The organism is Actinomadura luteofluorescens (assembly GCF_013409365.1).
GTDB classification, from domain to species: Bacteria; Actinomycetota; Actinomycetes; order Streptosporangiales; family Streptosporangiaceae; genus Spirillospora; species Spirillospora luteofluorescens.
Genome location: NZ_JACCBA010000001.1, coordinates 4929276 through 4955165, shown reverse-complemented (window position 1 = coordinate 4955165; position 25890 = coordinate 4929276). Strand labels below are relative to the sequence as shown.

At 71.1% G+C, this 25890-nt stretch carries 34 protein-coding genes; 12 read left to right on the top strand and 22 right to left on the bottom strand.

Features of this window, described 5'->3' with window-relative positions; genetic code table 11:
- The first annotated feature begins 89 nt into the window (after positions 1–89).
- Positions 90–644, top strand: coding sequence for a hemerythrin domain-containing protein (locus BJY14_RS23080; protein ID WP_179845533.1), 555 nt, complete (start codon positions 90–92; stop codon positions 642–644).
- A gap of 52 nt (positions 645–696) precedes the next feature.
- Positions 697–885 (top strand): hypothetical protein, encoded by a 189-nt coding sequence (locus tag BJY14_RS23075; RefSeq protein WP_179838061.1) that lies wholly within the window; start codon positions 697–699, stop codon positions 883–885.
- Positions 886–907: 22 nt separating this feature from the next.
- Here BJY14_RS23075 and BJY14_RS23070 read toward each other — a convergent pair whose 3' ends face one another.
- The 3 genes from BJY14_RS23070 to BJY14_RS23060 all read right to left on the bottom strand — a co-directional run bounded on the left by BJY14_RS23070 (position 908) and on the right by BJY14_RS23060 (position 2366).
- A complete protein-coding gene (locus BJY14_RS23070; protein ID WP_312879366.1) occupies positions 908–1678 on the bottom strand; it encodes an MgtC/SapB family protein in 771 nt (256 codons plus the stop codon).
- Between the two features lie 125 nt (positions 1679–1803).
- A complete protein-coding gene (locus BJY14_RS23065) occupies positions 1804–1995 on the bottom strand; it encodes a hypothetical protein (protein WP_179845532.1) in 192 nt (63 codons plus the stop codon).
- An 11-nt stretch (positions 1996–2006) separates the two neighbouring features.
- Positions 2007–2366: a DUF3140 domain-containing protein gene (locus BJY14_RS23060; RefSeq protein WP_179845531.1), complete on the bottom strand. Its 360-nt coding sequence runs from the start codon at positions 2364–2366 to the stop codon at positions 2007–2009.
- Positions 2367–2560: 194 nt separating this feature from the next.
- On the opposite strand from BJY14_RS23060, the gene BJY14_RS23055 reads away from it, so the two are divergent.
- Positions 2561–3394 carry a phosphoribosylaminoimidazolesuccinocarboxamide synthase gene (locus BJY14_RS23055; RefSeq protein WP_179845530.1) on the top strand — a complete coding sequence of 278 codons (834 nt, stop codon included), beginning with the start codon at positions 2561–2563 and terminating at the stop codon, positions 3392–3394.
- A gap of 48 nt (positions 3395–3442) precedes the next feature.
- Here the strand turns inward: BJY14_RS23055 and BJY14_RS23050 are convergent, their stop codons facing one another.
- Both BJY14_RS23050 and BJY14_RS23045 read right to left on the bottom strand, forming a co-directional pair.
- Positions 3443–4795 carry a carbohydrate-binding protein gene (locus BJY14_RS23050; RefSeq protein ID WP_312879365.1) on the bottom strand — a complete coding sequence of 451 codons (1353 nt, stop codon included), beginning with the start codon at positions 4793–4795 and terminating at the stop codon, positions 3443–3445.
- Positions 4796–4961: 166 nt separating this feature from the next.
- Positions 4962–5351, bottom strand: coding sequence for a YccF domain-containing protein (locus BJY14_RS23045; RefSeq protein ID WP_179845529.1), 390 nt, complete (start codon positions 5349–5351; stop codon positions 4962–4964).
- A gap of 135 nt (positions 5352–5486) precedes the next feature.
- Between BJY14_RS23045 and BJY14_RS23040 the strand changes: the two genes are divergently transcribed.
- The 3 genes from BJY14_RS23040 (at position 5487) to BJY14_RS23030 (ending at position 7678) form a co-directional block, all read left to right on the top strand.
- Entirely contained in the window at positions 5487–6143 is a 657-nt protein-coding gene (locus BJY14_RS23040; RefSeq protein ID WP_179845528.1) for a HEAT repeat domain-containing protein, read from the top strand.
- Positions 6144–6147: 4 nt separating this feature from the next.
- Positions 6148–7143 carry a HEAT repeat domain-containing protein gene (locus BJY14_RS23035; protein ID WP_179845527.1) on the top strand — a complete coding sequence of 332 codons (996 nt, stop codon included), beginning with the start codon at positions 6148–6150 and terminating at the stop codon, positions 7141–7143.
- 124 nt (positions 7144–7267) lie between these two features.
- Positions 7268–7678 (top strand): VOC family protein, encoded by a 411-nt coding sequence (locus BJY14_RS23030; protein WP_179845526.1) that lies wholly within the window; start codon positions 7268–7270, stop codon positions 7676–7678.
- Between the two features lie 174 nt (positions 7679–7852).
- Here the strand turns inward: BJY14_RS23030 and BJY14_RS23025 are convergent, their stop codons facing one another.
- From BJY14_RS23025 to BJY14_RS23000, 6 genes are all read right to left on the bottom strand, one after another.
- Complete coding sequence (locus tag BJY14_RS23025; RefSeq protein WP_218905559.1) at positions 7853–8182, bottom strand: HAD family hydrolase; 330 nt, start codon at positions 8180–8182, stop codon at positions 7853–7855.
- A gap of 914 nt (positions 8183–9096) precedes the next feature.
- Positions 9097–9426: a hypothetical protein gene (locus BJY14_RS23020; RefSeq protein WP_179845524.1), complete on the bottom strand. Its 330-nt coding sequence runs from the start codon at positions 9424–9426 to the stop codon at positions 9097–9099.
- Positions 9427–10224: 798 nt separating this feature from the next.
- The gene (locus BJY14_RS23015) at positions 10225–10653 is read right to left on the bottom strand and encodes a hypothetical protein (RefSeq protein ID WP_179845523.1); all 429 of its coding nucleotides are present in this window, start codon (positions 10651–10653) and stop codon (positions 10225–10227) included.
- A 67-nt stretch (positions 10654–10720) separates the two neighbouring features.
- Entirely contained in the window at positions 10721–11176 is a 456-nt protein-coding gene (locus BJY14_RS23010; RefSeq protein WP_179845522.1) for a UCP032817 domain-containing protein, read from the bottom strand.
- Positions 11177–11315: 139 nt separating this feature from the next.
- Positions 11316–11561 carry a hypothetical protein gene (locus BJY14_RS23005; RefSeq protein ID WP_179845521.1) on the bottom strand — a complete coding sequence of 82 codons (246 nt, stop codon included), beginning with the start codon at positions 11559–11561 and terminating at the stop codon, positions 11316–11318.
- Positions 11551–11763: a hypothetical protein gene (locus BJY14_RS23000; RefSeq protein WP_179845520.1), complete on the bottom strand. Its 213-nt coding sequence runs from the start codon at positions 11761–11763 to the stop codon at positions 11551–11553. The genes BJY14_RS23005 and BJY14_RS23000 overlap by 11 nt, the downstream gene beginning before the upstream one ends.
- A 108-nt stretch (positions 11764–11871) precedes the next feature.
- Between BJY14_RS23000 and BJY14_RS22995 the strand changes: the two genes are divergently transcribed.
- The gene (locus BJY14_RS22995; protein WP_179845519.1) at positions 11872–13179 is read left to right on the top strand and encodes an NsdA family TPR-like regulatory protein; all 1308 of its coding nucleotides are present in this window, start codon (positions 11872–11874) and stop codon (positions 13177–13179) included.
- A gap of 199 nt (positions 13180–13378) precedes the next feature.
- Positions 13379–13600: a hypothetical protein gene (locus BJY14_RS22990; RefSeq protein ID WP_179845518.1), complete on the top strand. Its 222-nt coding sequence runs from the start codon at positions 13379–13381 to the stop codon at positions 13598–13600.
- A gap of 43 nt (positions 13601–13643) precedes the next feature.
- Here BJY14_RS22990 and BJY14_RS22985 read toward each other — a convergent pair whose 3' ends face one another.
- The gene (locus tag BJY14_RS22985) at positions 13644–14552 is read right to left on the bottom strand and encodes an ADP-ribosylglycohydrolase family protein (RefSeq protein WP_312879363.1); all 909 of its coding nucleotides are present in this window, start codon (positions 14550–14552) and stop codon (positions 13644–13646) included.
- A gap of 108 nt (positions 14553–14660) precedes the next feature.
- Between BJY14_RS22985 and BJY14_RS22980 the strand changes: the two genes are divergently transcribed.
- A complete protein-coding gene (locus tag BJY14_RS22980; RefSeq protein ID WP_179845517.1) occupies positions 14661–15449 on the top strand; it encodes a tetratricopeptide repeat protein in 789 nt (262 codons plus the stop codon).
- Positions 15450–15458: 9 nt separating this feature from the next.
- Here the strand turns inward: BJY14_RS22980 and BJY14_RS22975 are convergent, their stop codons facing one another.
- The 3 genes from BJY14_RS22975 to BJY14_RS22965 form a co-directional block, all read right to left on the bottom strand.
- Positions 15459–16733, bottom strand: coding sequence for an RNA polymerase sigma factor (locus tag BJY14_RS22975; RefSeq protein WP_179845516.1), 1275 nt, complete (start codon positions 16731–16733; stop codon positions 15459–15461).
- A complete protein-coding gene (locus tag BJY14_RS22970; RefSeq protein WP_179845515.1) occupies positions 16733–17149 on the bottom strand; it encodes a YciI family protein in 417 nt (138 codons plus the stop codon). The genes BJY14_RS22975 and BJY14_RS22970 overlap by 1 nt, the downstream gene beginning before the upstream one ends.
- Positions 17150–17316: 167 nt before the next feature.
- Positions 17317–17703: a YybH family protein gene (locus BJY14_RS22965; RefSeq protein ID WP_179845514.1), complete on the bottom strand. Its 387-nt coding sequence runs from the start codon at positions 17701–17703 to the stop codon at positions 17317–17319.
- Between the two features lie 54 nt (positions 17704–17757).
- Here BJY14_RS22965 and BJY14_RS22960 point away from each other — a divergent pair, with 54 nt between their 5' ends.
- Positions 17758–18111: a winged helix-turn-helix transcriptional regulator gene (locus BJY14_RS22960; RefSeq protein WP_179845513.1), complete on the top strand. Its 354-nt coding sequence runs from the start codon at positions 17758–17760 to the stop codon at positions 18109–18111.
- Between the two features lie 6 nt (positions 18112–18117).
- Here BJY14_RS22960 and BJY14_RS22955 read toward each other — a convergent pair whose 3' ends face one another.
- The 3 genes from BJY14_RS22955 to BJY14_RS22945 form a co-directional block, all read right to left on the bottom strand.
- The gene (locus BJY14_RS22955) at positions 18118–18867 is read right to left on the bottom strand and encodes a tRNA(His) guanylyltransferase Thg1 family protein (protein ID WP_179845512.1); all 750 of its coding nucleotides are present in this window, start codon (positions 18865–18867) and stop codon (positions 18118–18120) included.
- Complete coding sequence (locus tag BJY14_RS22950; protein WP_179845511.1) at positions 18854–19003, bottom strand: hypothetical protein; 150 nt, start codon at positions 19001–19003, stop codon at positions 18854–18856. Before BJY14_RS22950 ends, BJY14_RS22955 begins: the two co-directional genes overlap by 14 nt.
- Positions 19004–19069: 66 nt before the next feature.
- Entirely contained in the window at positions 19070–20095 is a 1026-nt protein-coding gene (locus BJY14_RS22945; protein WP_218905558.1) for a nitronate monooxygenase, read from the bottom strand.
- A gap of 68 nt (positions 20096–20163) precedes the next feature.
- Between BJY14_RS22945 and BJY14_RS22940 the strand changes: the two genes are divergently transcribed.
- Entirely contained in the window at positions 20164–21072 is a 909-nt protein-coding gene (locus BJY14_RS22940; protein WP_179845510.1) for an NAD(P)-dependent oxidoreductase, read from the top strand.
- 112 nt (positions 21073–21184) lie between these two features.
- Here the strand turns inward: BJY14_RS22940 and BJY14_RS22935 are convergent, their stop codons facing one another.
- Positions 21185–21985 (bottom strand): class I SAM-dependent methyltransferase, encoded by an 801-nt coding sequence (locus BJY14_RS22935; RefSeq protein WP_179845509.1) that lies wholly within the window; start codon positions 21983–21985, stop codon positions 21185–21187.
- A gap of 281 nt (positions 21986–22266) precedes the next feature.
- Positions 22267–22644 (bottom strand): nuclear transport factor 2 family protein, encoded by a 378-nt coding sequence (locus BJY14_RS22930; RefSeq protein WP_179845508.1) that lies wholly within the window; start codon positions 22642–22644, stop codon positions 22267–22269.
- Between the two features lie 87 nt (positions 22645–22731).
- Here BJY14_RS22930 and BJY14_RS22925 point away from each other — a divergent pair, with 87 nt between their 5' ends.
- Entirely contained in the window at positions 22732–23505 is a 774-nt protein-coding gene (locus BJY14_RS22925) for a helix-turn-helix domain-containing protein (RefSeq protein WP_179845507.1), read from the top strand.
- Here BJY14_RS22925 and BJY14_RS22920 read toward each other — a convergent pair.
- On the bottom strand, positions 23483–24577 hold the full coding sequence (locus tag BJY14_RS22920) for an NAD(P)-dependent alcohol dehydrogenase (protein ID WP_179845506.1): 1095 nt from the start codon (positions 24575–24577) through the stop codon (positions 23483–23485). The genes BJY14_RS22925 and BJY14_RS22920 overlap by 23 nt on opposite strands.
- A 10-nt stretch (positions 24578–24587) precedes the next feature.
- Positions 24588–25835 carry a cytochrome P450 gene (locus BJY14_RS22915; RefSeq protein ID WP_179849563.1) on the bottom strand — a complete coding sequence of 416 codons (1248 nt, stop codon included), beginning with the start codon at positions 25833–25835 and terminating at the stop codon, positions 24588–24590.
- Positions 25836–25890: the final 55 nt, after the last annotated feature.

Here is a 25890-nt window from a genome sequence, read left to right as displayed (position 1 = left end):
CCGCCGCGCCGCCCGGATGGTTGAAGCCCTCACCTCGGGTATCGCCACGAATCGAGCCCGAGAAGACGAACACTCACGGGAGGTTGGACATGGCCGACCAGGCCACGAAGGAGAACGTCGTCGATCTGCTGCTCGCGCAGCACGAGGAGATCCGCCACCTCGCCACGACCGTGGAGAAGAACCACGGCAAGGTGCGCAAGGACGCCTTCGACCGGCTGCGCAGGCTTCTCGCCGTGCACGAGACCGCCGAAGAGGAGGTCGTCCACCCGTTCGCCCGGCGCGCCGGCGACGGCTCCCGGGTGGTGGACGAGCGGCTGGAGGAGGAGAACAAGGCCAAGGGCGTCCTGTCGGACCTGGAGAAGATGGACCCCGAGTCCGTCGAGTTCGAGGAGACGTTCGCCAGGTTCCACCGCGACCTCGACGCGCACGCCTCGCACGAGGAGAAGGAGGAGTTCCCGCGCATCGCCCGCGAGGCCACGCCCGAGCAGATGCGCGGCATGGCCGCGGCCGTCAAGCTCGCCGAGGCGGTCGCCCCGACCCATCCCCACCAGGGGACGGAGTCGCCCACCAAGAACCTCGCGCTCGGCCCGATGGCGGCCGTCGCCGACCGCGTCCGCGACGCCATCGGCAAGGCCCGCGGCTGACCCGCGCGACCCGGGCGGCCCGCCGGGCCGTCCCTTCCCTGAGGAGGGTGCGATGACCGACCGCAGGAACGATGAGGACAAGCCGCTCGCCGACCGGCGCGCCGAGGCCGGGGCGCCGCAGGAGGACGACGCCGACGTGGGCGCCGAGCACACGCCCGGCCCCACCGACCCGCCGATCGCCGAGGCCGAGACCCCGGGCGGGGAGGACGACGGCTACAGCCCGCAGACCGAGGTCCCCTGACCCGCCCGGGGCTCCCGGCCCCTCACTCGCTGTCGTCCCGGTCGGCCCCGACCGTGACGCCGACGACGTCGTCCAGTTCGCTCAGGACCGCGGCGAGGTCCGGGACCGAGCCCGTTCCCTCCAGCGTGAGCGACACCACGGCGTTGCCCGGCCGGCGCCGGTCGGGTTCGCGCCGGTCGCGGCGTTCGTCCCGGCCGCGGTCGGAGTCGTCCGGCAGGTGGTCGCGGTCGACGTCGACCTCCAGGATCACGAAGTCGCGCCGCGTGGACTCCATCAGGACCTGCCGCAGCACGCCGTGCCCGTCCCGGTAGACGATCCGCATCCGCGCGACCCCGGCCCGGCGGTACCGCTCCAGCGGCAGCCTCTTCGTCAGCCCGCTCAGCCCGTAGACGACGAGGAAGTGGATCGCGGTGACCGCCACCGCGAGGACCGGCAGCCCGCCGCCGGCCGCCATGCCGACGGCCGCGGTCACCCACACGACGGCGGCGGTCGTGAGGCCGCGCACCGCGTCCCGGCGGACGAAGATCAGCCCGCCGCCGATGAAGCCGATGCCGGACACGATCTGCGCCGCGACCCGGGAGGGGTCCAGCGACACGTTCCCGGGGACGTTCTCGAACCCGTACTTGCTCACCAGCATGAACAGGGCCGCGCCGACGCCGACGAGGGTGTGCGTGCGCAGCCCCGCGCTCTTGTTGCGCAGCCCTCGTTCCAGACCGATCGCGGCCGACAGCACCATGGCGAGCAGCAGCTCGCCGATCTCCACCCAACCCTGCCCGGGGGACAACTCGAACACCCTCGTACCACCCCTCCCTCTTCCGTTGTCAATCGACCGCACGCCCCGGCCGGACGGAACCGGCCCGCGCAGCAGCAGACGGGAGGCCGCCCCGGACTCTCTCCGGGACGGCCTCCGACCTGCTGTTAGGCGGGGTGCGGCGGCTTCTGTGCCGGCGGTGTGCCGCCGCCCTTGCCGCCGCCCCTGTTCCCCTTGTCGGTGCCGTGCGCGTGGCCCTTGGCCCTCGTCGACTTCGGGTCGGTGGCCTCGGGCGCGGGCTCGTCCGTCACCGCGGTCTTCCCGGACCGCCGGATCTCGGGCTGCTGCGGGTTCGGCATGCTCTCGCCTCCTAGGCGCTGGACGGTCCGGGACGCAGCGGGTCGTGCCCCACGCTCATCAGCGCGTGGCGCCACTCCTCGTCCCGTTCCGCGTTCGGCGGCCGGTGCTCCAGGCGGTCCTCCACGTAGCCGACGACCTCCTGCATCACCTCCCCGTCGCTTTCGGTCAGGTCGACCTTCCGCTTGCGCAGCACGTCCACCACGCGGGCTCCCAGCTCGGACACCCCGGGGCCGGGGCCGTCGGCCGGGAACGCCGCCTCGCCGGACGCGTCCGTGAGCAACCAGGTGCGCAGTTCGTCGGAGGTCATGTTCACGAGCCGGTGGAAGTCCTCCCACGCCAGCTCCACCTCGGGCGATACGCGGTCCTTCATAAGCACATCTCCCTGTACGGGTTCACGGCCGCCGTACCCGGAGACCGCTGCCCCATACGTCCTGGCTTGTGTTACTTGAAGGTGAATTGGCGCGCGGGGCGGCGGGGCCCGGCACGGCGGGCCGGAGCCGCCGCAGGTCGCGGGGCGGCGCTGTGGAAGACTTTTACCGGCACGGCGGCTGGATGGGGAGCGTCATGGAGTTGGTCCACTCGGGCAAGGTCAGGGACGTCTACGCGGACGGCGACGAACTGATCCTCGTCGCGTCCGACCGGGTGAGCGTCTACGACGTCGTCCTGCCGACCCCGATCCCCGACAAGGGGAAGATCCTCACGCAGCTGTCCCTCTGGTGGTTCGAGCGGCTCGCCGACATCATCCCGAACCACGTCGTGTCGGCCACCGACGTGCCGCGGGAGTGGGCCGGGCGCGCCATCCGCTGCCGCCGCCTCACCATGCTGCCCGTCGAGTGGATCGCGCGCGGGCACCTCGCCGGGCTCGGCCTGAAGGAGTACCAGAAGTCCGGCACGGTCTCGGGCGTCCCCCTGCCGGACGGCCTGGTCGAGGCGTCCCGGCTGCCGGAGCCGATCTTCACCCCGACCACCAAGGCCACCGAGGGCCACGACGAGTTCATCACCTACGACGACGTGGTCCGCGAGATCGGCGACGACACCGCCGCGCGCCTCAAGGACGTCACCCTGGAGATCTACAAGCGCGGCGCGGCCCTCGCCGCCGAGCGCGGCATCATCATCGCCGACACCAAGCTGGAGTTCGGGCGCGCCGCCGACGGCACCCTCGTCCTCGGCGACGAGGTGCTCACGCCCGACTCGTCCCGCTTCTGGCCCGCCGACCAGTGGGTGCCCGGCCGCCCGCAGCACTCCCTCGACAAGCAGTTCGTGCGCGACTGGAGCAGCACGCTCGACTGGGACCGCACCCCGCCCGGCCCCGCCATCCCCGACGAGGTCGTGGAGGCCACCCGCGCCCGCTACACCGAGGTCTACGAACGCCTGACCGGCACCCCCTGGACCTCCTGAGGACGGGGGAGGGCGGGCCCGGCGGGCGCCGCCGGGCCCGCCCCCTCGTCAGCGGCCCTGGAGGCCGCGGGCGTTGTCGCCGAACGTCCAGCTCTTCGACCCGTCCCAGTTGATGGACCAGGTCATCAGGCCCTTCAACTGGCCGTTGAAGTGGTTCCACGCCTGGCCGACGAGGCCCGGCGACATGTAGCCGCCGCCCGCGCCCGGCTGCGCGGGAAGCCCCGGGGCCTGCTTGTCGTAGGGGACCTTGATGGTGGTGCCCTGGACGGTCAGGCCGTTGTTCAGGCACTCGGTCTGCTTCACGAAGCCCTCGACCGTCCCGGCGGAGTAGGAGTCGCCCGAGCAGCCGTACATGCTGCCGTTGTAGTACTGCATGTTCAGCCACCACAGCCGGCCGTTGTCCGCGTACTTCTTGACGATCGGCAGGTAGGCGCCCCAGATGGAGCCGTAGGTGACGCTGCCGCCGGTCACGTACGCGGTCTCGGGCGCCATCGTGAGCCCGAAGCCGGACGGCATCTGGCCGAGGACGCCGTCGATGATGCGGATCAGGTTGGACTGCGACGCCGACAGCTGGTTGATGTTCCCGCTGCCCGACAGGCCCGTCTCGATGTCGATGTCGATCCCGTCGAAGTTGTACCGCTTCAGGATCGGCACGACCGTCTGGACGAACCGGTCGGCGACGGTGCTGGAGCTGAGGTCGATGCCCGCGGCGGCGCCGCCGATCGACATCAGGATGGTCGCGCCCGCCGCCTTCGCCGCGCACATCTGGGCGGGGGTGGAGACCTTGACCGTCGCGTCCATGCCGTCCTCCCACAGGACGGTGCCGTCCGAGCGGATGACGGGGAACGCCGCGTTGATCACGTTGTAGCCGTGCTGCTTGATCACGGGGTTGTCGATCGGCGTCCAGCCGAACGGCGGGTGGACCCCGTTGGACGAGCCGTCCCAGTTCTCCCAGTAGCCCTGGAGGATCTTGCCCGCGGGCTTCGACTTCACCGCGCAGGTCTCGTCCCCGCCCGGCGGCGGGGTGGTCGGCGGGTCCGTGGTGGGCGGCGTCGTCGGCGGGGTGGTGGGCGGCTCGGACGTGTCGCAGGTGCCCAGCTCGCGCCACAGCGTGGCGGTGGACGCGGGATTCCAGCCGGCGCCCGGGTAGGCGGTGTGGGCGACGATCGCCTCGTAGCCGTGGCCGCTGTAGACGACCTTGTCGCCGACCTTGTACGAGGTGCCCTCCGCCCACGCCGGATACGTGCAGGCGACCGCGGACGCGGGCTGGGCCGACGACGGCGCCGACACCGCGACCAGAGTGCCGAGCGACAGGACGGCGGCGACCGCGGCGGAGGCCAGTGCGGCGCCGGCCGCGCGGCCGGACGGTCTGTGCTTGAAGTGCGCGTGCTTGAGCTTCACGGGGAACGACTCCTCAGCTGAGCGGGACAGAGGAGCCGGTGCAGGAGCCGTACAAGTCCCGTGGGGACGGGGCTCTCCCAGAGCAAGGCACATACGACCGGCGTGGACGCCAGTTAGAGGGTAACCGCCCCGTCCGACCCCGTGAAGCCCTGGGAAGAGGGGCCGTTCAGAAGGTCGCGGTGCGGTCCGACGGGACGATCTCCTGGCCCAGCGGGGTGAGCGAGATCGGGATCAGTTTGAAGTTGGCGATGCCGAACGGGATCCCGATGATCGTGATGCAGAGCAGGACGCCGGTGACGAGGTGGCCGAGGGCCAGCCACCATCCCGCGAAGACGATCCAGATGATGTTCCCGATGAGCGAGCCCGCGCCCGCGTCCCGCCTCGGCACGGTCGTCCGGCCGAACGGCCACAGCGCGAAGCCCGCGATGCGGAACGAGGCGATGCCGAACGGGATGGTGATGATGAGGATGCAGCAGATCACCCCGGCGACCACGTAGCCCATCGCCATCCAGAAGCCCGCCAGGACCAGCCAGAGGACGTTCAACAGCGTGCGCACGAGTTCCCCCCGAGAGTAATCAGATGCTGTTATTTCACACCGTCCCCGCCCTCAAACCATGCGCCACCGCGACGTGACCGCGCTTGACCTTGACACGGTGACAGGCTCTTCACTGCGACCAGGGAGGTGGTCACGATGACCATGCCGGATACGGTCCGGGCTTTCCGGGGGCTGGAGAACGGCGACGCGTCCGTGCGGCTGCGTGCGGCGATGGCGGTCGGCACCGCCCCTCACCCGGAGTTCGTCGACAAGCTCATCGAACGATGCGCGGTCGAACCGGAGTTCTTCGTCCGCGACATGCTCACGTGGGCGCTGACCCGCCATTCCGCGGCGACGACGGTTCCGAAGCTCATCGGCGAGCTCCGCTCGGAGCGCGCGCAGGCCCGGAGCCAGGCGCTGCACACGCTGTCCAAGGTCGGGGACCGGCGGGCCTGGCCCGCGATCACGCGGGAGCTCCTGACCGACGCCGACGACGAGGTGGCGCGGAGCGCCTGGCGGACGGCGGTCGTGCTCGTCCCCGACGGTGAGGAACCCGAGTTGGCCGCGGTGCTCGGGACCCAGTTCGGGCGTGGAGAGCGCGCGATGCGGCAGAGTCTCAGCCGGGCGCTGATCGCGCTCGGCGAGGTGATCCTGCCGGTGCTGCGCGCCGCCCAGGCGGGCGCCGACCCGCGCGTGCGCACGCACGCGATCGCCACGGAACGCCTGCTGCGCGATCCGGACGCCACGTTCGAGTTCGCGATCGAGGAGGCGAAGCGCATCGTGGCCCTCGGCGCGAACGGCCAGGAGGAGTGACGTTTTGCTGATCGGGGACGTGGCGCGACGGTCCGGGGTCAGCGCCCGCATGCTCAGGCATTACGAGTCGCTCGGCCTGGTGCGGCCGACGGGCCGGACCGGCGCCGGCTACCGCGAGTACTCCGGCGACGACATCCGGCGGATCTTCCACATCGAGAGCCTGCGGTCGCTGGGCCTGTCGCTGCGCGAGGTCGGCCGCGCGCTCGACGATCCCGGCTTCGCGCCCGCGGAGCTCGTCGACGACCTCATCCGCCAGACGCGGGAACGCATCGCACGCGAGACGGAGCTGCTCACGCGCCTCCGCCGGATCGACGCCGCGGAACCCGCCGCCTGGGAGGACGTCCTCCAGGTCGTCGCACTCCTCCAGGCCCTGGGGTCGGAAAGCGCGGGGAAGCGCCAGCGCGCGGCCCTGTCCTCGGTCGACGTGCCGGTGGACGCCCTGGTCGAAGCGGCGCTGAACGAGTCGGACACGAACGTCGCCGGAGCCCTCCGATGGGCGCTGGCGCAATCGGGCGACAGCGCGTTGGCGCCGCTGGCGGAGGGCCTCGGCGCACCGGACGCCGAGGTGCGGAAACGTGCCGTCCAGTCGGTCGCCGAGATTTCGAGCGACGGGGCGACCGCGCTGCTGCGGGACGTCCTCACAAGCCCTGACCTCGCGGTTCGCAGGCATGCGGCTCTCGCTCTCGGCGCACGGGGCGTGGAGGACGCCGTCCCGACACTGATCGACATGGTCGCCGAAGAGGCGAACGACGTCGACGCGGCCGACGCACTGGCCGCCCTCGCGAGCCGTCCCACCCTGGCGGACGAGATCGCATCCGGCCTCGTCGCACGCCTCGCCCCGGGCGCCGCCGATTCGTCCGCCCGCCGCCGCCTGACCCAGGCACTCGCGGACATCCCGGGCACCACGGCGTCCCGCGCCCTCGCGGACCTGTCGCAGGACGAGGACCGCGCCGTCGCGCTCACAGCGGCCTACATCCTGCGCCTGCGCAGCACACGCTGACCCCTCCGGACCGCCGAGCCGGCATCGGGGATGAGTGGCCCGGAGTGCCGACCCCCGCCCGACCGCGGCCGGGAGGGCCACGACCCGCAGGCGGCGGCCATCGATCTTGTGCCACGATCGCGGAATGCTGCGACTCACCGATTTCATCATCGACTGCCCGGACACCATGCAGCTGGCGGCCTTCTACTCCGAGGTGACGGGTCGCCCGGTCAAGGAGGGCAGCCACGAGAACTGGGCCGGTATCCAGTTCGGCGAGATCGAGCTGGCCTTCATCCGTGTGGAGGACTATCGCGCCCCGCAGTGGCCCGACAGCGAGCACCCCAAGCAGTTCCACCTCGACTTCGAAGTCGACGACATCGAGGCCGAACAGGCCCGGGTCCTGGCTCTCGGCGCGTCCCTGCAGCAGGACTTCATCGGCCCCGACGGCTACGGCTGGCGCGTCTACACCGACCCCATCGGCCACCCCTTCTGCCTCTGCCGCAACAAGGGTGTCACCTGGACCGACCAGGGCCTCACCTGGCCCGAGCGCAACTAGGGCCAGCCGGTCGCCCGGGCGGCCGATCCGCTTGCACTGGCGTCGGCACCGCCCGTGCGAAGGCGTCACGCCCGTCCGCCCGCGAGTTCCTCCAGCAAGCAGTGGCCCCCGGATGTCCGGGGGCCACTGGGTCGGGGCGACGGCCCTGTAGTCGGATCGACTACGGAGCCGGCGCTATCGGACGGGAGCGTCCCTCAGCGCTCGCATGAACGGAAGGACGCCCCGAGGCGGGCTGGGCAGGAAGAGGTCGACCCCTTCCTCCAGGTTGCGGACGCCCACCTTGAAGGTCGGGATGCCCTCCTCGCGGCGCACCACGTCGAGCTCGGCCATGATCACCCTGTCGGGCGCGTCGCCCGCGTTCATGATCACGGAGGGTTCGAACGGAACGCACTCGCTGAGGATCCGCCGGAGCGCGACCCTCTTGTCGAGGCCCGCGGGCGCGACCTTGACCACGCCGCGGTCCCTCATCAGCTTCAGGTCCCCGGCGGCCCTCGGTGACCTCACCGATCTCGGCGGCCAGCCGCTCGACCACCTCCTCGGAGGCGTCCGCCGGATAGCGGAGGACGAGCGAATGGGACCTGGAGTAGATGCACTCGGGGTTCAGGTGGAGTTCCTCCACCAGCTCGTGCACCTTGTCGTAGACCCGGCTCAGCCCCGCCGGGGGCGGAACCAGCTGGCGGTGGATCTGCGTCTGCCAGTCCCAGTGCTCGCTGGCGAGCTGCCCCCAGACGTGGCAGTAGGGGACGGCCAGGCCGATGTTGCTGACCTGGTAGAAGGGCCATCCCGTCAGGACCCCGTTGACGCCGTACCGTTCTCCCACTCGGGGGATCTCCTGACGAACGTCGGGGTCGAGCCGCGGCATCCCGTTGAGCGGGGAGAGCTCCTGAGCCGTCCCATTGAGATCCCACAGCAGGACGGCACGCTCGGGGCACTCCATGAGAGCGTCCCAGCCTTCCCGTCCCTCATCCGTCCGAAGGACGGACCGTACGTCTCCTCCCCTGTAGAGAGGAGCAACTTGTCGGATGCGCGATTCCTCGCATGCCGATTCCATGAGTTTCCCCATCCTTGTTTGCTTCGTGGCAACCCTGCTTTGCTTCGCCACAACTGGAACCGTCCGCCACTCAGGAAGACACGCAAGCCTTACCACAAAAGACCAAAAAGGTAATTTGATCGAGCCCGAAACCCGTGGTCAATTAGTTAATGACCGGTCGGGGATCGGAGGTGGGGCGCGCGGGACGCGGTTCTGCAGGCTCCTCGCTCCGCCACCTGCGAAAATGGCAGGAGCACGCCGCCCGGGCCACTCGTCCGGCCAGGCCGCATTCCCGTCCCCCTCGAAGCCACAACGGTGTCCTCGCCTGGCGATACGTGGCGAGGACACCGAAGTGCGCACTAGAACTGCGAGCGTGGGCGAGCCCTGACTAGCAGCGCTTGCTTCCCTTGATGTGAACGGGCACCTTCTTGAGGACGTTGCGAGCCAAGGACACCGTTGCCCAGGGGCCGATCCGCTTGCACTCGCCGTCGGCCGCCCATGCGATGTCGGCCTTCCGGTGGAGCGTCCGGCCACTGCAGTTGACGTACGTCAGCCGTTGCAGTGTCTGGCTGACCGGCGGCGGGGACTGATAGGTGGTGATGTTGTCCCCGCACTTGACGGCCGCTTGCGCCGGAGTGGCGGAGATCGAGACAACGCCGCTGATGAGCGGTACCGCCGTGATCGCAACGACCGCGGCCTTCATTCTCCCTTTGATCATCTTTTTCCTTCCTGGCCGCGTATCCCGCGGCCAGGTGAAGCTTCTCGGGACGTCGATCGGTCGGCCACATTTTCCGAACCACTCCCGGACATCCGGAGGTCAAGGATAAAAAGGACGGGACAAGCACGGGACAGGAGTCTGAAGGGATCGAGATATGAGCGGTTCCCAACCCGCACCGTCCCGCGACACGAGCCGCCCCCAGGACTCGATCCAGCGGCTGCTTCGGGAGCTGGAAAGGCTACGCCGGGAACGGCGCTGGCCTACGCTTCGCGAGATCGAAGAAGCGACCGGCCTACCACGTGCGACATTGAGCAGCTGGTTGAACAAGGGGCGCGTGCCGCACTGGGACAGGCTGGTGGTCCTCTTGCGGTTCTACGGCGTAGACGCGGGCACTCCCGGAGAGGAGCGGTGCAAGCTGCTTTGGAGGCCCGCCTACACCGCGCACCGTTCACGCTGCTATCGCCGCGCTCTCAACCCGCCTCAGCCGGAAGATATCGGTGCAGTGCCTGACCGCCGACCGGCTGCGCCGACCTCCGGTCGGCAGTGGGCCGTCGTGAGTGCCCCGGTGTCACCAGTTCACCACGAACCGGCCGACGGCCACCGTCCATTGAAGTACAAGTACCGCGGTGATCGAGTCGAGCTCTACACGGCACTTCCGCCCTCACCCGACGGCCGCTGGCTGGCAGTTCGTACACCCGCTGATCCCCCCGGCCATAAATGGATGCCTGCCGAAGATCTCGTGATCTCCCCACCATGACCGACATCGGCCGGGCCGTCGCGCGAGGCTTCCGTGACGGGTCAGTGGCAGTGATCGGCCGTGCCGACGACGGACCAGAGGACGATGACGCCGCCGGTGAGCCACTGGCTGTAGGTCGGCCAGCAGGCAGTCTCGATCGCCCGTAACGCACGTTCCGCACGGTCCTGGCTGCGCACCCACTCCGGGACGGGGTTGAGGGCCTTCTCGCGCGCCTGCTCCCACTCGGAGATCAGCCAGTCACGGGCGTCCTTCGGCTCGGCATGGACGGCGGCGACGAACCGCGCCGACTTGATGAGCCAGTCGACGGTCCGGACGGGCGGCCGGTCCGGGCTGGCCACGTCGAGCGTGTCGGTCTTCCCGAGCCGCTCCCATTCCTGCCCTCCGGCCGACCACCGGTAGCAGTGGAAGTGCGTCGGCGCCGGGCCGTCCCGCTTGGAAGCATCCGGGGCTATGGAGTGCCCTGTGGTCATGGTCTTCGCCTTTCGGCGGCAGGCTCCCCCGAGCGGCCACCGCCCCGCGGAAGAGCCTGCCAGGCGATCATGCCTTCGGACCGACCGACACGACGCACGGATTCGGCGGGCAGCACGGCTTGGCGCCGACCCAGAACTCCGCGTCCACCAGGTAGCCGGTCGCGTGCAGTGCCGGCATGGTCCGCTCGACCTCCTCCCGGCTCATGGACGCGTCAAGCCCCGGCGGAACGTGGTGCAGGTACCGGCCGTACATCCGCTCGCAGAACTCGGCGTAGTCCTGGCTGTGCAGGATGAACGCGTGCCACGCCGGGTCGACGGACTCGTCCATCGCCAGACGCACTTCGGGGTTGTCGGCCACGGCCTTGAGCCAGACGAGCATCTGCTCGACCATGCGCTCGGCGTAGGCGAGCGTCACCTCCTGGCGGCGGGCGACGTACGCGGAAAGCGTGTCGAAGAGTCGGCCGTCCAGCAGTTCGCGTGGACTTCCGGCGGCGGTGACCGCCTGTTCTGCGGTGATGCTCATGTGCACCTCCAGCGCGCATAGGGGTTGGTAGCCGCCGGTCCCGGGTGCGCGCCATTGGCCCGGGAGGACGGCGTTCGGGGGGTTCGACGCGGCCGGGAGCACGAGGGGGGCGGCTCGACCGGCCGCGCCGAACCCCGGCTCACGTCCCCCCGGCTGCCCGGAGGAGATCGCGTCTTCTGGCGGCGACGATGGCCTCGCCGAGGCGGTCGGGGGTCTTGCCTTCGACCAGCCAGGCGAGGTCGACCAGAGCCCACCAATGCCGCGTGAAGTAGCCGAACCACACCGCCGTCACGCCGTAGCGGGCCTCAATGCGGCGGGCCTCCAGCACGCGGATCGGAACGGGATCGATCACGGCCGTGTCGCCCGGCACTGCCTCACTGGTCACGGGCCACCGCCCGAAGCTTGGCCGCGAGGTCCCCGGCCGTGTCGGCGTCGACGTCGGAGACCCCGGTGACGTCCCCACGCGGAAGCGGCCCACACGTCGCCCACCACCGCCCCGTATCCCGCGTATGGATGATGTTCCACTCGGGAAACTCGTCCCGGAGCCGGCCTTTGGTCCGCTCGATGTCGTTCGTGTTCGTGTCCACGGGACCGCCCTGGCTGCGATTCGCTGGAGTGATTCGGTCACGTTCAGTGAACCTGTGGCGGGCGTCGCACGTCAGCCTGATAATCACGGATACGCGCGGACGCGGCCCGTGTCCGCGACCATCCCGGCCGAGGTGCATCGCAACATGTCGTCCGAGAATCCGGTCATCGGTGCGCGCCTACGCGCGGCGAGGAAGGCGGCAGGGCTGACCGTCGCCGACGTCGCCGAGCAATGGCGCGAGCTCGCCCCCCTACGTGTCCGCCGCCAACTCCCCGCGCTCAAGGACCTGGAGCGCACGATCCGCGGTCACGAGGCCGGAGAGCACGCTCCGGGGCCCCGCTACCGGCTCCTGTGGGCGCAAGTCGTCGGCCGATCCGAGGACGAACTCTTCGCCGCCGACACGGCCACGCGGCCCGGCCCCGTCCTGGCCGGGAACCGTGAAGAGCCCTGCGACTATGCGGCGACGGTGCGTGACACCAGCCAGCACCTGATCATGCTCGACTCCCGATTCGGCGGAACCGTCATCGCCGACCTGGCGGTCCGCGCGTTCCACACTGCCCGATCCGCGCTGGCCTCCGGCCTGCACAACTCCGACGAGCAGGACCTCCAGGCCGCCGCCGGCGAAGCCGGAGAGATCGCCGCATGGACCTTGTACGACGCAGACCGCCTGAGCGAATCCCGTGCCACCGTCCACGAGGCGATGCTGCTTTCCCGCCTCGCCGGTGACCGGTCCATGGAACTGTTCGAGTTATCTCACCTCGCGCTGCTCGACGTGCACCAGCGGCACTCTCGCGAGGCGCTGAGCATCGCCGAGCACAGCATCGAGGGCTCCGCGCTCGCCCCGCGCGTCGAGGCGCTGTTCAAGCTCCGCGCCGCTCGCGCCCTCGCGCAGGGCGGCGACCGGGCCCGCGCCATCGCGACCCTCGACCAGGCCGCCGGCGCCCTGCAGGAGTCGCTGCACCCCAAGGACCCGCATTGGACGTGGTGGCTGGACTCCTCCGAGCTGGCGTGGCATCGCGGCATCCTCCATATGGAGCTCGGCGACCTCGAAACCGCGATGCCCTATCTCGACGAGGCAGCCCACGGTCGCCTTGAACGCGACCCGTACATGCCGAACGCGCAGGCCGGGCCGGTCATGGCGCGCGGTCGGGAATGGGGCCGGGCCGCCTACAACGATCTCGTCCACCTTCAGCTCGCCCTGACGCTGGCCAAGGCATGGCGAGAGACAGAGGCGATCACGGCCACGGTGTTCGACTTCACGCGGGAGGTCGTCTCCGCACGGACGGAGGTGATGCTCCGTGCCGCCGTCCGGTCGGTGCTGCGCGCCGGGCGGGGGCCGAGCGGGCCGTCCTCGACACTGGCCGATCTCGCTGAGCAGATCGCAGAAGCACGTGGCTGGGACGTCGGCTCAAGGTGACTTGCGGACAAGCGTCAGTCCTGCCCTTCTCGGGCAATGCATCGGTGAGGTTCCGCGCAACCGAGAGCGCAGGGGGCCCGACCGGCCGCGTTACACCGAAGCATGGGCACACGCTCAGAGCGGCGACCGCGATCGCCGTCTTCCGCGCGCAGGAAGTTACGCCCCCGGCCGTCAGTGGTTCCTCGTCCAGCTCAATCTGTTGCGCGCTGCCGGGCATGTTCGTAGTGGCGACGCGACCGAGGGCGTGCGGCACGCCCACGCCGTTTACGAGGCCCAGCCGCACGAGCGGCGCACCGTGATGGTGACCAGCCTGGCCCGCCAGGTCGCCGACGCCGTCCCTGCGGCAAGACGCGCGGATCCGCTCGTCGTGGGCTACCGCGAACTGGTGGCGTCCGGGTCCGCGCACAGGTTGAGCACGTAGAGGTCGAGTGCGGCCGACGTACCGCCACCCCCATCGCCGGGTGTCAGGCTGCCGGGCAGTTCTCCAGCCAGCCGGGGAGGGGTTCGCGGTGCTCGAGCCAGGCCGGTGGGATGCCGTCGGTTCCGGTGCGGGCGGCGATGATGCCGCCGACGATCGCGGCGGTGGTGTCCATGTCGCCGCCGGCCGTGACGCAGGCCCGGATGCCGCTCGGGTAATCGTCCAGGTGGCGGGTGGACGCCCAGAGCGCGAACGGCACGGTGTCCTGGGCGGTGATGCGCGATCCGTTGCCCAGCGCTCGTGCCGCTTGCTCGGGTGTCGCCTTCCCAAGGCGGCGGGCGCGTTGGAGGCCCCGCCGGACGTAGGTTCCGGGGACGTGATCGAGTGCCGCCTCGATCGGGTTCTCGGCGGTTCCGGCGGCGGCGAGGGAGGCGGCCACCGCGACGGCGACGGCGCCGGCGACCCCTTCGGCGTGGGCATGGGTGATCTCGGCCTGGAGGGCGGCCTCCGCGGCGGCGCGCGCCGGGTCGCCGGCGAAGAAGGCGCCGAGGGGGGCGACACGCATGGCGGCGCCGTTGCCGAAGGAGCCGTTGCCTCCGAAGGACTCGGCCGTGGCGGCCCGCCACGGGTGTCCGTCGCGGATGCGTTCGAGGAGTTCCAGGGCGCCGGCGCCGTAGCGGCGGCCGGTGTCCATGCGCGCGGCGAACGAGGCGGCGAGAACGTCCTGGTCGACGCGTCCGTGACGGCGCAGGCAGGCGACGACCGAGCAGGCCATCTCGGTGTCGTCGCTCCACTCCCACGGCGGTGAAGGGACGTCCGCCGCGGTGAGGTGCCGGTTGGCGTGCAGGAAGAACTGGTCTCCGAACGCGTCCCCGACCGACAGGCCCGCCAGGGACGCGTGCATGAGCGCGGCTGCGCGTTCGGGAGCCGGCGCGAGGCGTTGGTCGTCGTTCACAGCAAGGGTCCCGACTGGGGTGGGGCGCGGTGGGTGTCGCTTCCGCGGCAGCCTATAGGGAACCCCAGGCGCAGGCGGGAACCGTTCCGGGGCCGGAATGGTCCGAACATGGTGATCACGGAAGGGGACGGTGTGGAGACCGGTAGTGGAGAGGCCGAGTTCCAGGAGGCGAAGGCGCTTCAGGAGCAGGGGCAGGTGCGGGAGGCCGAGCGGCTGTTCAGGGCGGCCGCCGAGGCGGGGCACGTCAGCGCGATGCTCAATCTCGGCATCCTGGTCGTGGGGCGGGACGAGAGCGAGGCCGAGCGGTGGTGGCGGGCGGCGGCCGACGCGGGCGATCGGGTCGGGCAACTGAACCTGGGCATCCTCTGTTCGGACCAGGGCCGGGGCGAGGAGGCCGAGAGCTGGTACCGCAAGGCGGCCGAGGCGGGTGAGGTCGGCGCTCGGCACAATCTCGGGATGCTGCTGATCCGCCGTGGTGACCGGCAAGGGGCCGCCGAGCACTTCCGTATCGCGGCCGAGGACGGGCACACCGACTCGATGACCAACCTCGGTCTGGCGCTCGGTGAGATGGGGCGGGCGGAGGAGTCCGAGGAATGGCTTCGGCGCGCCGCCGAGAAGGGCAATGGCCGCGCGCTCAGCGCCCTCGCCAACCATCTCTACTCCCAGGGCCGGCGCGAGGAGGCCGATGAATGGTGGGAGAAGGGCGCGGCTGCGGGTGACCCGGACTCCCTGTTCAACCTCGGTGTCCGCTGCGAGCACAAGAACGACATGGCCGGGGCCGAGGAGTACTTCCGCAAGGCCGGGCAGGCCGGGCATCCGCGTGGGGAGGCAAGGGCGACGGCCGTGGCGCGCGGAATCCGCGCGAACGGCGCCCCCTACATGCCGGGCCTGTTCTGACCCATCGTCTCAGGGGAGGGCGGCGAGTTTGCGTTGGAGGAGGGCGCGCTCGCGGTCGTTGGCCGCGAGTTCGACGGCTTGCTCCAGTTCGGTGCGGGCTTCTTCGGGGCGGCCCAGGCGGGTGAGGAGTTCGCCTCGGACGCTCGGGAGGAGGTGGGAGTTCGCGAGGGCGCCTGAGGCCGCCAGGTCGTCGACGATGGCGAGCGCGGCGGCAGGGCCCTTCGCCATGGAGACCGCTACGGCCCTGTTGAGGTCGACGACCGGGGACGGCGCCAGGCGGCCCAGGGCCTCGTAGAGGAGGACGATGCGGTCCCAGTCGGTCTCTGCCACCGACGGGGCGAGGGCGTGGCATTCGGCGATCGCCGCCTGGAGGCCGTAGGGGCCGAGGCCGCGGCCCGCCTTCTCCGCGCGGGACAGGGCGGCGCGTCCCCGGTGGATCGCGGCGCCGTCCCAGCGGGTGCGGTCCTGGTGCTCCAGCAGCACCGGCCCGCCGTCCGGGGCGGTGCGGGCGGGGAAGCGCGCGGCGGTCAACTCCAGCAGCGCCAGCAGGCCGTGGACCTCCGGCTCGTCCGGCATCAGCCGGGCCAGGACGCGGGCCAGGCGCGCCGCCTCGCCCGCGAGGTCGAACCTGATCAGCTCGCCGCCCGAGCTGGCCGTGGAGCCCTCGGTGAAGATCAGGTAGACGACGTTGAGGACGGAGGGGAGGCGCTCGGCCCGCTCCCCGGCCGGCGGCACCCCGAACGGGACCCGCGCCGCGCCGAGGGTCTTCTTCGCGCGGGTGATCCGGGCCTGGACGGTCGCGGTCGGCACCAGAAACGCTCGCGCGATCTCGTCGCTCGTCAGGCCGCCGACCACGCGCAGCGTCAGCGCGATCCGCGCCTCCCGCGACAGGACCGGGTGGCAGGAGACGAACATGAGCGCGAGCACGTCGTCGTCGATCCGGTCGGGGTCCCAGAGCACGTCGTCGTCCTTCTCGGGCGGGCGTCCGGTGGCGGCGCCGCCCTCGTCCAGGTCGTGGGCGAGGGCGGCGTACCGTTCGTCGAGGGCGGAGCGGCGGCGGAACGCGTCGATCGCGCGCCGCCGCCCCACGGTGAGCAGCCACCCCGACGGATTGCGGGGGACGCCGTCGCGCGGCCACGTCACGAGCGCCTCGGCCAGCGCCTCCTGGGCGAGGTCCTCGGCCAGCGCGAAGTCGCCGGTGTAGCGGGCGAGGGCGCCGACGATCCGCGCCGACTCGATCCGCCAGACGGCGGCGACGGCCTCGCGTCCGGTGGGGTCGCCCATCACAGCTGGCCGGTCGCCTCGCGCCAGGCCCGCTCCTTCTCGATCCACTCGTTGTCCTGCGGGAACTCGTCGATGGTGGGGACGCGGCGGATCTCGGTCTTGAAGCCGGGACGGGCCGGCGCCCGCTTCGCCCACTCGACGGCCTCCTCCTTCGAGGCCACGTTGAGGATGTAGAACCCGCCGAACAGTTCCTTCGTCTCGCCGTACGGACCGTCGGTGACCGCGGGCGGCTCGGAGGAGTGGTCGACGACCACGCTCTCGGACGGGTCGTCGAGGCCCTCCGCGGCGAGCAGCACGCCGGCCCGGATCAGCTCCTGGTTGAACCGGCCCACGGTCTCGATCATCTCGGCGGGGTCCGTGTCCATCATGCCCGCGTAGGCCTCGTCGGTCGCCCGCATGATCAGCATGTACTTCATGGCTTTTTCTCCGTATGCGTCCGGGCCCCTCGGCGGGACCCTCTCATCCCTAGGTCGAACGGAGGACGGCCGCGATCGACACGCCCCCTGAATTTCTTCCCGATGACTTCGCCGCGCACGTTCACCTGGCCAAACGTTTCACGGAAGCCAGCACGTCCGTTTCCGGGCTACCCGCCGGGCGCGGACGTGCCGAAGGGGTTGTCGACGGCGTAGCGCCAGCGGCCGTCCGGGCCTCGGCGGGCGACGTCGGTGGCGGTGCCCTCGATGCGGACCGGGCCCTCCCTCGACGGGCCTTCGATCACCCAGTCGACGATCAGCAGGGCGAGGTCGCCGGCGGAGTAGACGTGGCGGGGGCTCACCTTGATCGGCAGGCCGAGGGCCATGAAGCGGGCGTTGGCGGCGTGGGCGTCGGCGCCGGTCAGCGGGGTGCCCGGTTCGGGGACGAACACCGCCCCCTCCTCGTACACGGCGGCGACCGCCGCCGGGTCGCCGCCGTTGAAGCGGTCGGCGAACACGTGCGGGACGTCCTCGGGGCGTTCGGCCAATGGGCGCATCGTCGTCCTTCCGGGTAGACAGGATCGGGACGCGAAACGCTAGGAGGCGCTCTCGTGACTCACCAAACGGTCAGCCACCCGGGGCTGCCCGACGATCCGCGCGCGGACGCGGCGGAGCCCACCCCGTCCTGCCCTGTGGAGATCACCCTCGACGTGCTGCGCGGGCGCTGGACGACGCTGGTGATCCGCGAGCTCCTGCGGGGCGACCGCTCGTACAGCGAGCTGCGGCAGGCCCTCCCCGCCCTGTCCGACAAGGTGCTCGCCGACCGCCTGTCCCATCTCGTCCAGGCGGGCGTCCTCGAACGGGAGCGAAAGGCGGGCTGGCCGCCGCGCACGCAGTACACGCTCACACCGCAGGGCCGCCGCCTTGGGCCGGTGCTCCAGGCCCTGTGGGACTGGGGCTCCTAGGCGTGGTCAGGTGGTCGGCCGCAGGAGCACGTCGATGAGGTCGTGGTAGGTGCCCGTCATGGATTCGTCGCGTTCAGTGCGGATCCGGCGGCGGGTGGTGGTCACGTACGTGTCGCGGATGGGATCGTGGCCCGTCTTCTCGTACGTCTCCCACCAGAGGTCAATGCCGTGACGCTGCCAGGTGGGGACGTCGTTGAAGTCGATTCCGCGCGAGGAGAGCAACGCCACCCTGTCGTCGGCGGACGTCCGCTCCAGCTCCCGGGTGGCCCGCCGCGCGGACAGCCCTTCCTTGCGCAGGGTCCAGTAGCACAATGAGTTCAGTGCGCAGTGCGCCGCGTTGGTCCGGCGCCAGGTGATGTAGCCGTGGACGTCGTCGACGGTGGCGCCCATCCAGACGCGGCCGTCGAAGACGGCGGGCTGCCCGGCGGCGTGGGTGAAGGCGGCGGTGGCGATGCCCGCCGACAGCGACACGAGCTTCTCCACCTCGCGGCCGAACAGGTCGAAGGCGGGGTCGAGGACGACGGAGATCTCGTCGCTCTGGGTGTAGGCGTACCGTCCGCCGAGCTCGGTGAGCAGGGTCGTCGCGGTATCGACCATGAGGTCGGAGAAGCGCTGGTCGAACGGCTTGTCGAAGTTCGCCTCGGTGAGGCGGGAGAACGACCGGCCGTCCACGCGGACGACGGCCCAGGCGCCGGGGAGCAGGGTCAGGGAGTGGAACCACTCGCGGGCGCGCATCCGCGCTTCAAGATCCTTCATCGAGGGGCTCCTCGGGCCGGGCGACGACGAACCCTCCGTCGCCGTCGTGGCCGACGATGCGGATCTCGTCGAAGCCGTCGCGGGGGCTCGGGCGGCGGAGTCGCTTGAGCGTGGCATGGATTCCGACGTCCGGCACCTGGATTACGGGCGGGCGCGCCGCGTCGCGGTCCTTCGACGCGGCGACGTCGGGCGGGGTCGGGCCTTAGGCGGGGGCCAGTGCTGCCACCAGGTCGGCGGCGGGGGCTTCGGTCGTTTCGCGGAACGCCTCGCCTGCCCAGAGGTTGACGTTGTCCGGGTCTCCCTGGGCGGCGGACGCACGGCGCAGGGGTGCCGTCACGTAGTGGACGTCCGGGTAGGCGGCGGGGGCTTCCCCCGAGTGCTCGATGAGGAAGCGGTTGATCAGGCCGCGCGCGGGGCGTCCGCTGAACACCCTGGTCACCGCGGTGGAGGTGTAACGGGGATCGGTCAGGGCGGCCTTGTGAACGGCGCTGGCCCCGCTTTCCGGGCAGCGCAGGAACGCCGTGCCGAGCTGGGCGGCGACGGCGCCGAGGGAGAGGATCTCGGCGACGTCGGCGGCCGTGGCCAGGCCCCCGGCGGCGATGAGGGGCTGCCGGGTGACCTTGCGAACCGCCGGGAGCAGCGCGCGCAGCGGCAGCAAGTCCTCGAGGGTGTTGGTGAACGAGCCCCGGTGGCCTCCGGCCTCGGAACCCTGGACGCAGAGCGCGTCGGCGCCGGACGCGTGGCGGGCCTCGTTCGCGGAGGTCACGGTGACGACGACGGTGGCGCCGCGGTCCTTGAGGGCGCGTATCACGTCCGGGGCGGGGCAGCCGAACGTGAAGCTGACGAGCGCCGGCGGATCCGCCACCAGGTCGGCGATCTTCGCGTCGTAGGCGTCGTCGCGGGCGCCCGGGGTGCCCGGCTCCACGCCGAGGCGGGCGGCCTCGGGGGCGAGGAGGTCGCGGTAGGCGGCGACGGCGGCCGGGTCGATCTCGTCCAGGGACGGCATGAAGACGTTCATCCCGAACGGGCGGGACGTCAGCTCGCGCGTGGCGGCGATGTCGGCGCGCATGGCATCGGGCGTCCTGTAGCCGGCGGCGAGGAAGCCGAGACCGCCCGCGTTCGAGACGGCGGCGGCGAGCTCGGGCGTCGACGGCCCGCCCGCCATCGGGGCCTGCACGATCGGCAGTTCCGTCCACATGGCGCTCACCTCGGTCCGGTTCCTGGTCATCATTCGCACCATAATCGCGGGGGACGCCGGGTGGTGACGGCGGGGTCGGCGGGAGAGAAGGGGTCGGCATGCGAGTGCTGCTGCACTACGACATGGATCACGAGGAGCACGGGCTCGACATCGTGAGCTGCTCGGAGCAGGACGACGCGCGGTTCGGCGAGCTGCTGCCGGACACGGAGGTGCTCTGGCACGTGCTGCGCCCGGTGACGGCCGCCGACATGGACCGGGCGCCGAAGCTGAAGCTGATCCAGAAGCTCGGCACGGGCGTGAACACCATCGACCTGGACGCGGCGGCCGAACGCGGGATCGCGGTCGCGAACATGCCGGGCCGCAACGCGCAGGCCGTCGCGGAGACGTCGCTGCTGCTGATGCTGGCGGCCCTGCGGCGGGTCGTGCCGTTCGACGCGCGGACGCGGCGCGGCGAGGGATGGCCCGCCGACCGGTCCCTGGTGGGCGGCGAGCTGGCCGGACGGACGGTCGGCCTCCTCGGCGGCGGCGAGATCGCGACCCTGCTGCGCGGCATGCTGGAGGCGATCGGGGCGACCGTCGTCTACACGACCAGGCGGCCCCGGCGCGACGATCCGGCCTGGCGGGAACTGGACGAGCTGCTGCGTGCGAGCGACATCGTGTCGGTGCACATTCCCCTGACGGACGAGACCCGCCACCTGCTGAACGCCGAAAGGCTCGCGCTCCTGCCGGAGGGCGCGATCGTGGTGAACACGGCGCGCGGCGCGGTGATCGACGAAGCGGCGCTGGTGGAGGCGCTCGCGTCGGGGCGCCTCGGCGGCGCGGGGCTGGACGTGTTCGAGAAGGAGCCCGTGGACGCGGGGAACCCGCTGCTGGCCCTCGACAGCGTGGTCGTCATGCCGCACGTGGCATGGCTGACGCGCGAGACGTGGGACCGCTACTTCGCGGTCGCCGCGGAGAACTGCCGCCGCCTCGCGCGCGGCGACGGCCTCCTCCATCGCGTCGTCTGACGGAAGTCGCGACGCGAGCGGGCGGCGCCTGGCGAGGACCAAGTGGGCCCGCACGATGTGCGGACCCACGGCTCGGGCCCCGGCCGGCCTCATTCACCGGCCGAGGCTGGGTTCAGAAGGACAGGCCCGTCGACACCAGGTAGCCCGAGTAGTCGTCCATGGGCTTCCCCTCGGCGTCGAGGTGGACGGACGGACCGTCCTTCGCGATCTCCTCGACCCACTTCTCGAGGGCGAGCAGGTCGAGCATCCACTCCACGTCCTCCGCGGTCACCGGCGCGGCCGGGAACCACACGTCCCCGACCCAGTACCCGCGGGACCCCGCCATGTTGGCCATGGCGAAGGGACTCTTCCGTCGGAGGGACCTCGTGAAGTTGCGGACGCCGTACCGGACTTCCTTCGGTTCCTTGGTGAGCGACTCGGCGACGAAGTGCATCGTCCCGATGTCGAACTCTCCGACGGGGAGATCGGTGAAGATGTTCCCCTGCACGACCGTGACGCGCTCACGCAGCGTGCGCCGGGCCCACTCGAAGTCGCGACCGCCGGCGAACCGCGAGATGACGGCCCAGAACGGCCGCCACGAGTCGCTGAGGTACTGGATCTCCTTCCTCAGGTACTCGACGTTGGCCGCACCGTACTCGATGAGCGTGATCTTGCGGCAGTACGCGAGCATGCTGAGGGTGGGGTAGAGGTTCGACCCGGGGCCGACGTCGACTCCGTGGGCGAACTGCCCCATCCCCTCGGAGTAGCGCCACAGCGCGACCCGGTTGAACCAGCTGACTCCTCGCGTGAGGATCTTGCGGTCCGGGAGGAGCATCTTCCCGTAATTGTTCCCGTGGTACGTGTCCGGGTCGAAGTTGTCCCAGGGGAACTCGCTATTCGAACCGGGCCTGGTGCCCGGCGAATTGACTTCCACTTGTGTCTCCTTTGCGTAGGTCCGCCAGCAGAGCGACGGACCGCCTGGCTTCGCAGGACCAGAAAGCGAAGCTGCGGTAAACCGTACGCGCGCATCGACCTTCCACCACCGCGGATCTCACTCCTTGAGACGCCTTCTTCTGATAAGGGGATCGGAGACCTCGCCGCTGAAGCCGCCCCCGGCTGTCCTGCTCTCACCGGCCCGATCAGCTCGGCCCGCTGGAGAAGGCCGCCGTCTCACACGCGGCGACGGCCTTCTCCAGCGCGTCGTCCAGTCGGGGGTCAGACTGCGGCGGGGGCCCACCAGGTGAGGTTGGCGGCGGCGTGGGCCACCGGCTCTATGAGCTCCCAGGCTTCGATGATCAGGCCCTCGTCGATACGCCAGATGTCGACGACCGCTATCTCCGGGCCGTCCGGGAGCCGGCGCCGCGTGTGCAGCACCACGTGCTCGCCGTCGGCCAGGAGGTGGCGGATCTCGACCTGCATCCCGGCGAGGGGGGTGAGCGCCGCCTGGACGGCGTCGAGCCATTCGTCCTTGGTGGTGGAGGCGTCCGGGCGGTGGTGCATGAAGTCGTCACTGAGCAGAGATCGGAGCCCGTCGGTGCTGCCCGTGGCGAGCAGTTCGGAAAGTGCCTGCTGAACGATGTCCTTGTTCGTCATGGCCGCAATGGTCCGGCGGTCGCCGCGGCTTGTCGATGAAGTCCCATTTCATGGCGTCGCGCTCCAGGATGAGTACTCTCGACGCCCGTGGACACGATCGGGGACCTCCTGCGGCAGTGGCGGCACCGGCGCCGGCTGAGCCAGCTCGATCTCGCGATCGCCGCCGACGTCTCGGCCCGGCACGTCAGCCTCGTCGAGACGGGCAAGTCCAACCCGAGCGCCGCCATGGTGCTGCGGCTGGCGGACCACCTCGACGTGCCGCTGCGCGAGCGCAACCGGCTGCTGCTCGCGGCCGGCTTCGCGCCCCGGTACGCCGAACGGCCGCTCGACGACGCCGCGCTGTCCGCCGCCCGGAACGCCGTCGAACGGGTGCTCCGCGCGCATGAACCGTATCCGGCTCTGGCGTTCGACCGCCGCTGGAACATCATCATGACCAACCGCGCCGTCGATCCGTTCCTCGCCGAGGTCGACCCCGAACTGCTCCGCCCGCCGGTCAACCTGCTGCGGCTCGGCCTGGACCCGCGCGGGCTCGCCCGCCTGGTCGTCAACCTGGCCGACGTGCGCGCGGTGTTCCGCTCCAGGGTCAGGCGCCAGCTCGCCGCCGCGCCCGACCCCGAGCTCGCCGCCCTCTACGCGGAACTGCTCGAACCCGGCGGCGGGGACGCGCCGGCGGGCGCCGACGTCATGATCCAGATGATCGTCCGCTTCGGGGGACGGGAGCTGCGGCTGTTCTCCACCATCACCACGTTCGGCACGCCCCAGGACATCACGCTGGACGAGGTCGCCGTCGAGTCGTACTACCCGGCGGACGCCGAGAGCGCCTCCTGGTTCGAAGGGCTCACGGGATCAGGACGGGCTTGACGACCTTGCCGGACGTCGTGTCGGCCTCCGCCTCGTTGATCTGGGCGAGCGGGTAGGTCGTGACCAGCCGGTCGAACGGGAAGCGGCCCTGCCGCCACATCTCGATCATCCGCGGGATGAACGTGTGCGGGACGGCGTCGCCCTCGATGATGCCCTTGACCGTCCGTCCCATGAGCAGGAGGTTCGCGTCCAGCCGGTACTCGGCGGCGCCGACGCCGACCAGCCCGCAGACGCCCGTGGTGCGCAGCGAGGCGACCGCCGTCGAGACGACCTCGGGGACGGCGGTGGAGTCGAACGAGTACTGCACGCCCTCACCGCCGGAGATCGCCCGGATCTGCCCGGCGATGTCGTCGCCGGCCCCGTCGAGGACGTGGGTGGCGCCGAGTTCGCGGGCCAGGTCGAGCCGGGACTCGTGCAGGTCCACGGCGACGATCGTGGAGGCGCCGGCGATCCGCGCGGCCATGACGGCGGCCAGCCCGACGGCGCCCGCGCCGAAGACCGCGATGCTGTCGCCCGCGCGGACGCCCAGCGAGATCAGCACGGAGGCGGCGCCGGTCTGCACGCCGCAGCCGAGCGGCCCGAGCACGTCGAGCGGGACGTCCTTGCCGACCGGGACGACGTTGTGCACGGTCCCGAGGGCGTGGCTCGCGAACGACGACTGCCCGAACCAGCGCGTGTGGACGGGTTCGCCGCCCCGGCCGGTGGCGCGGGGCGTCCCGTCCAGCGGCATCGCGAGCATGTTGAGCGCGGTCATCTGCGGGCACGCGCCGGGCTTGGCGGCGCGGCAGTTCGTGCACGCCCCGCACGAGTCGAACGACATGACCACGTGGTCGCCGACGGTGGGGCCGGTGACGCCGGGGCCGACCGCCTCGACCACGCCGGAGCCCTCGTGCCCGAGGACGACCGGCTTCGTGACGAGGTCCCCGGGGATGCGGCCGAGCATGTCGGTGTGGCACATCCCGGCGCCCGCGACCCTGACGAGGATCTCGCCGGGCCCGGGGTCGGCGAGGTCGAGCGACTCGATCGTGTAGGGGGCGTCTGCGGCGCGCAGCACCGCGGCTTCGATCTGCACCAGGGGGTCCTTAGGCGAGGGAGTAGCGGACGGGGAGGCGCTTGAGGCCGCCGACGAAGGTGGTGGCGATGCTCTCCGGCGTCCCGGCGAGCTCGATCGAGCCGAGGCGGGGCAGCAGCTCCTCGAAGAAGGCGCGGACCTCGATGCGGGCCAGCGCCGCGCCCAGGCAGTAGTGGACGCCGAAGCCGAACGCCAGGTGCCGGTTCGGGTCGCGCCCGACGTCGAAGCGGAACGGGTCGTCGAAGACGTCCTCGTCGCGGTTCGCGGACGGGTAGGACAGCAGCACCGCGTCGCCCTCGCGGATCGTGACGCCGCGCAGGTCGTAGTCCTCGGTGGCGGTGCGCATGAACTCCTTGACCGGCGTGACCCAGCGGATCATCTCGTCCACGGCGAGCGGCATCAGCTCGGGCTTCGCGCGGAGCCGCTCGATCTGGTCGGGGTGCTCGATCAGCGCGTGCAGGCCGCCCGCGATCGTCGCGCTGGTGGTGTCGTGCCCGGCCGTCGCGACGATCACGTAGTAGGACGCGGTGTCGAAGCCGTTGAGCGGCTCGCCGTCGATGCGCGCGTTCGCGATCGCGGAGGCGAGGTCGTCGGTGGGGTGCTTGCGGCGCTCCTCCGTCAGGCCCTGGAAGTAGGCGAAGAAGTCCAGCAGGACCTGGAGCTTCTCCTCGTTCGTCGTGCCCCGCTGGAACTCGTCGTCGTCGCCGCCGAACAGCTCCTGCGTGAGCTTCAGCATGCGGTCGAAGTCGCTCTCCGGCAGGCCGAGCAGCGACAGGATCACGTACAGCGGGAAGTGGACGGCGATCTCCTGCGCGAAGTCGCACTCGCCGCCGAGGTCGACCATCCGGTCGACGTACCGCCTGGCCAGCTCGCGGACGCGCGGCTCCAGGGCGCGCATCGCGCGCGGCCGGAACCAGTCGGCGCCGATCGCCCGGATGACCCGGTGGTCGGGGTCGTCCATGTGGACGAGGGTGCGCAGCGCGATGCCCTGCTCCGCGCGCTGCCGGTTCAGCGCGTCGAACTCGGCGGTGCCGAGCACGGGGCGCGGCGCGTTGAGGAAGATCGGGTGGTTGCGCTCGATCTCCAGGACGTCCTCGTGCTTGGTGATCCCCCAGAAGGGCGTGTAGCCGGGGGCCTCCACCCGGTGCACCGGGGACTCGCGGCGGAGCAGCGCGAGGGAATCGTGGAACCGCCGGTCGTCGGCGTAGGCCTTGGGGTCGGCGAGCGCGAGGCCCGCCTCCTCCACGGTCAGCGTCATCGCTTCGCTCTCCTCGGTCACGGTGGCCGCCCCTCAGGAACCTACGGTCCCGAAT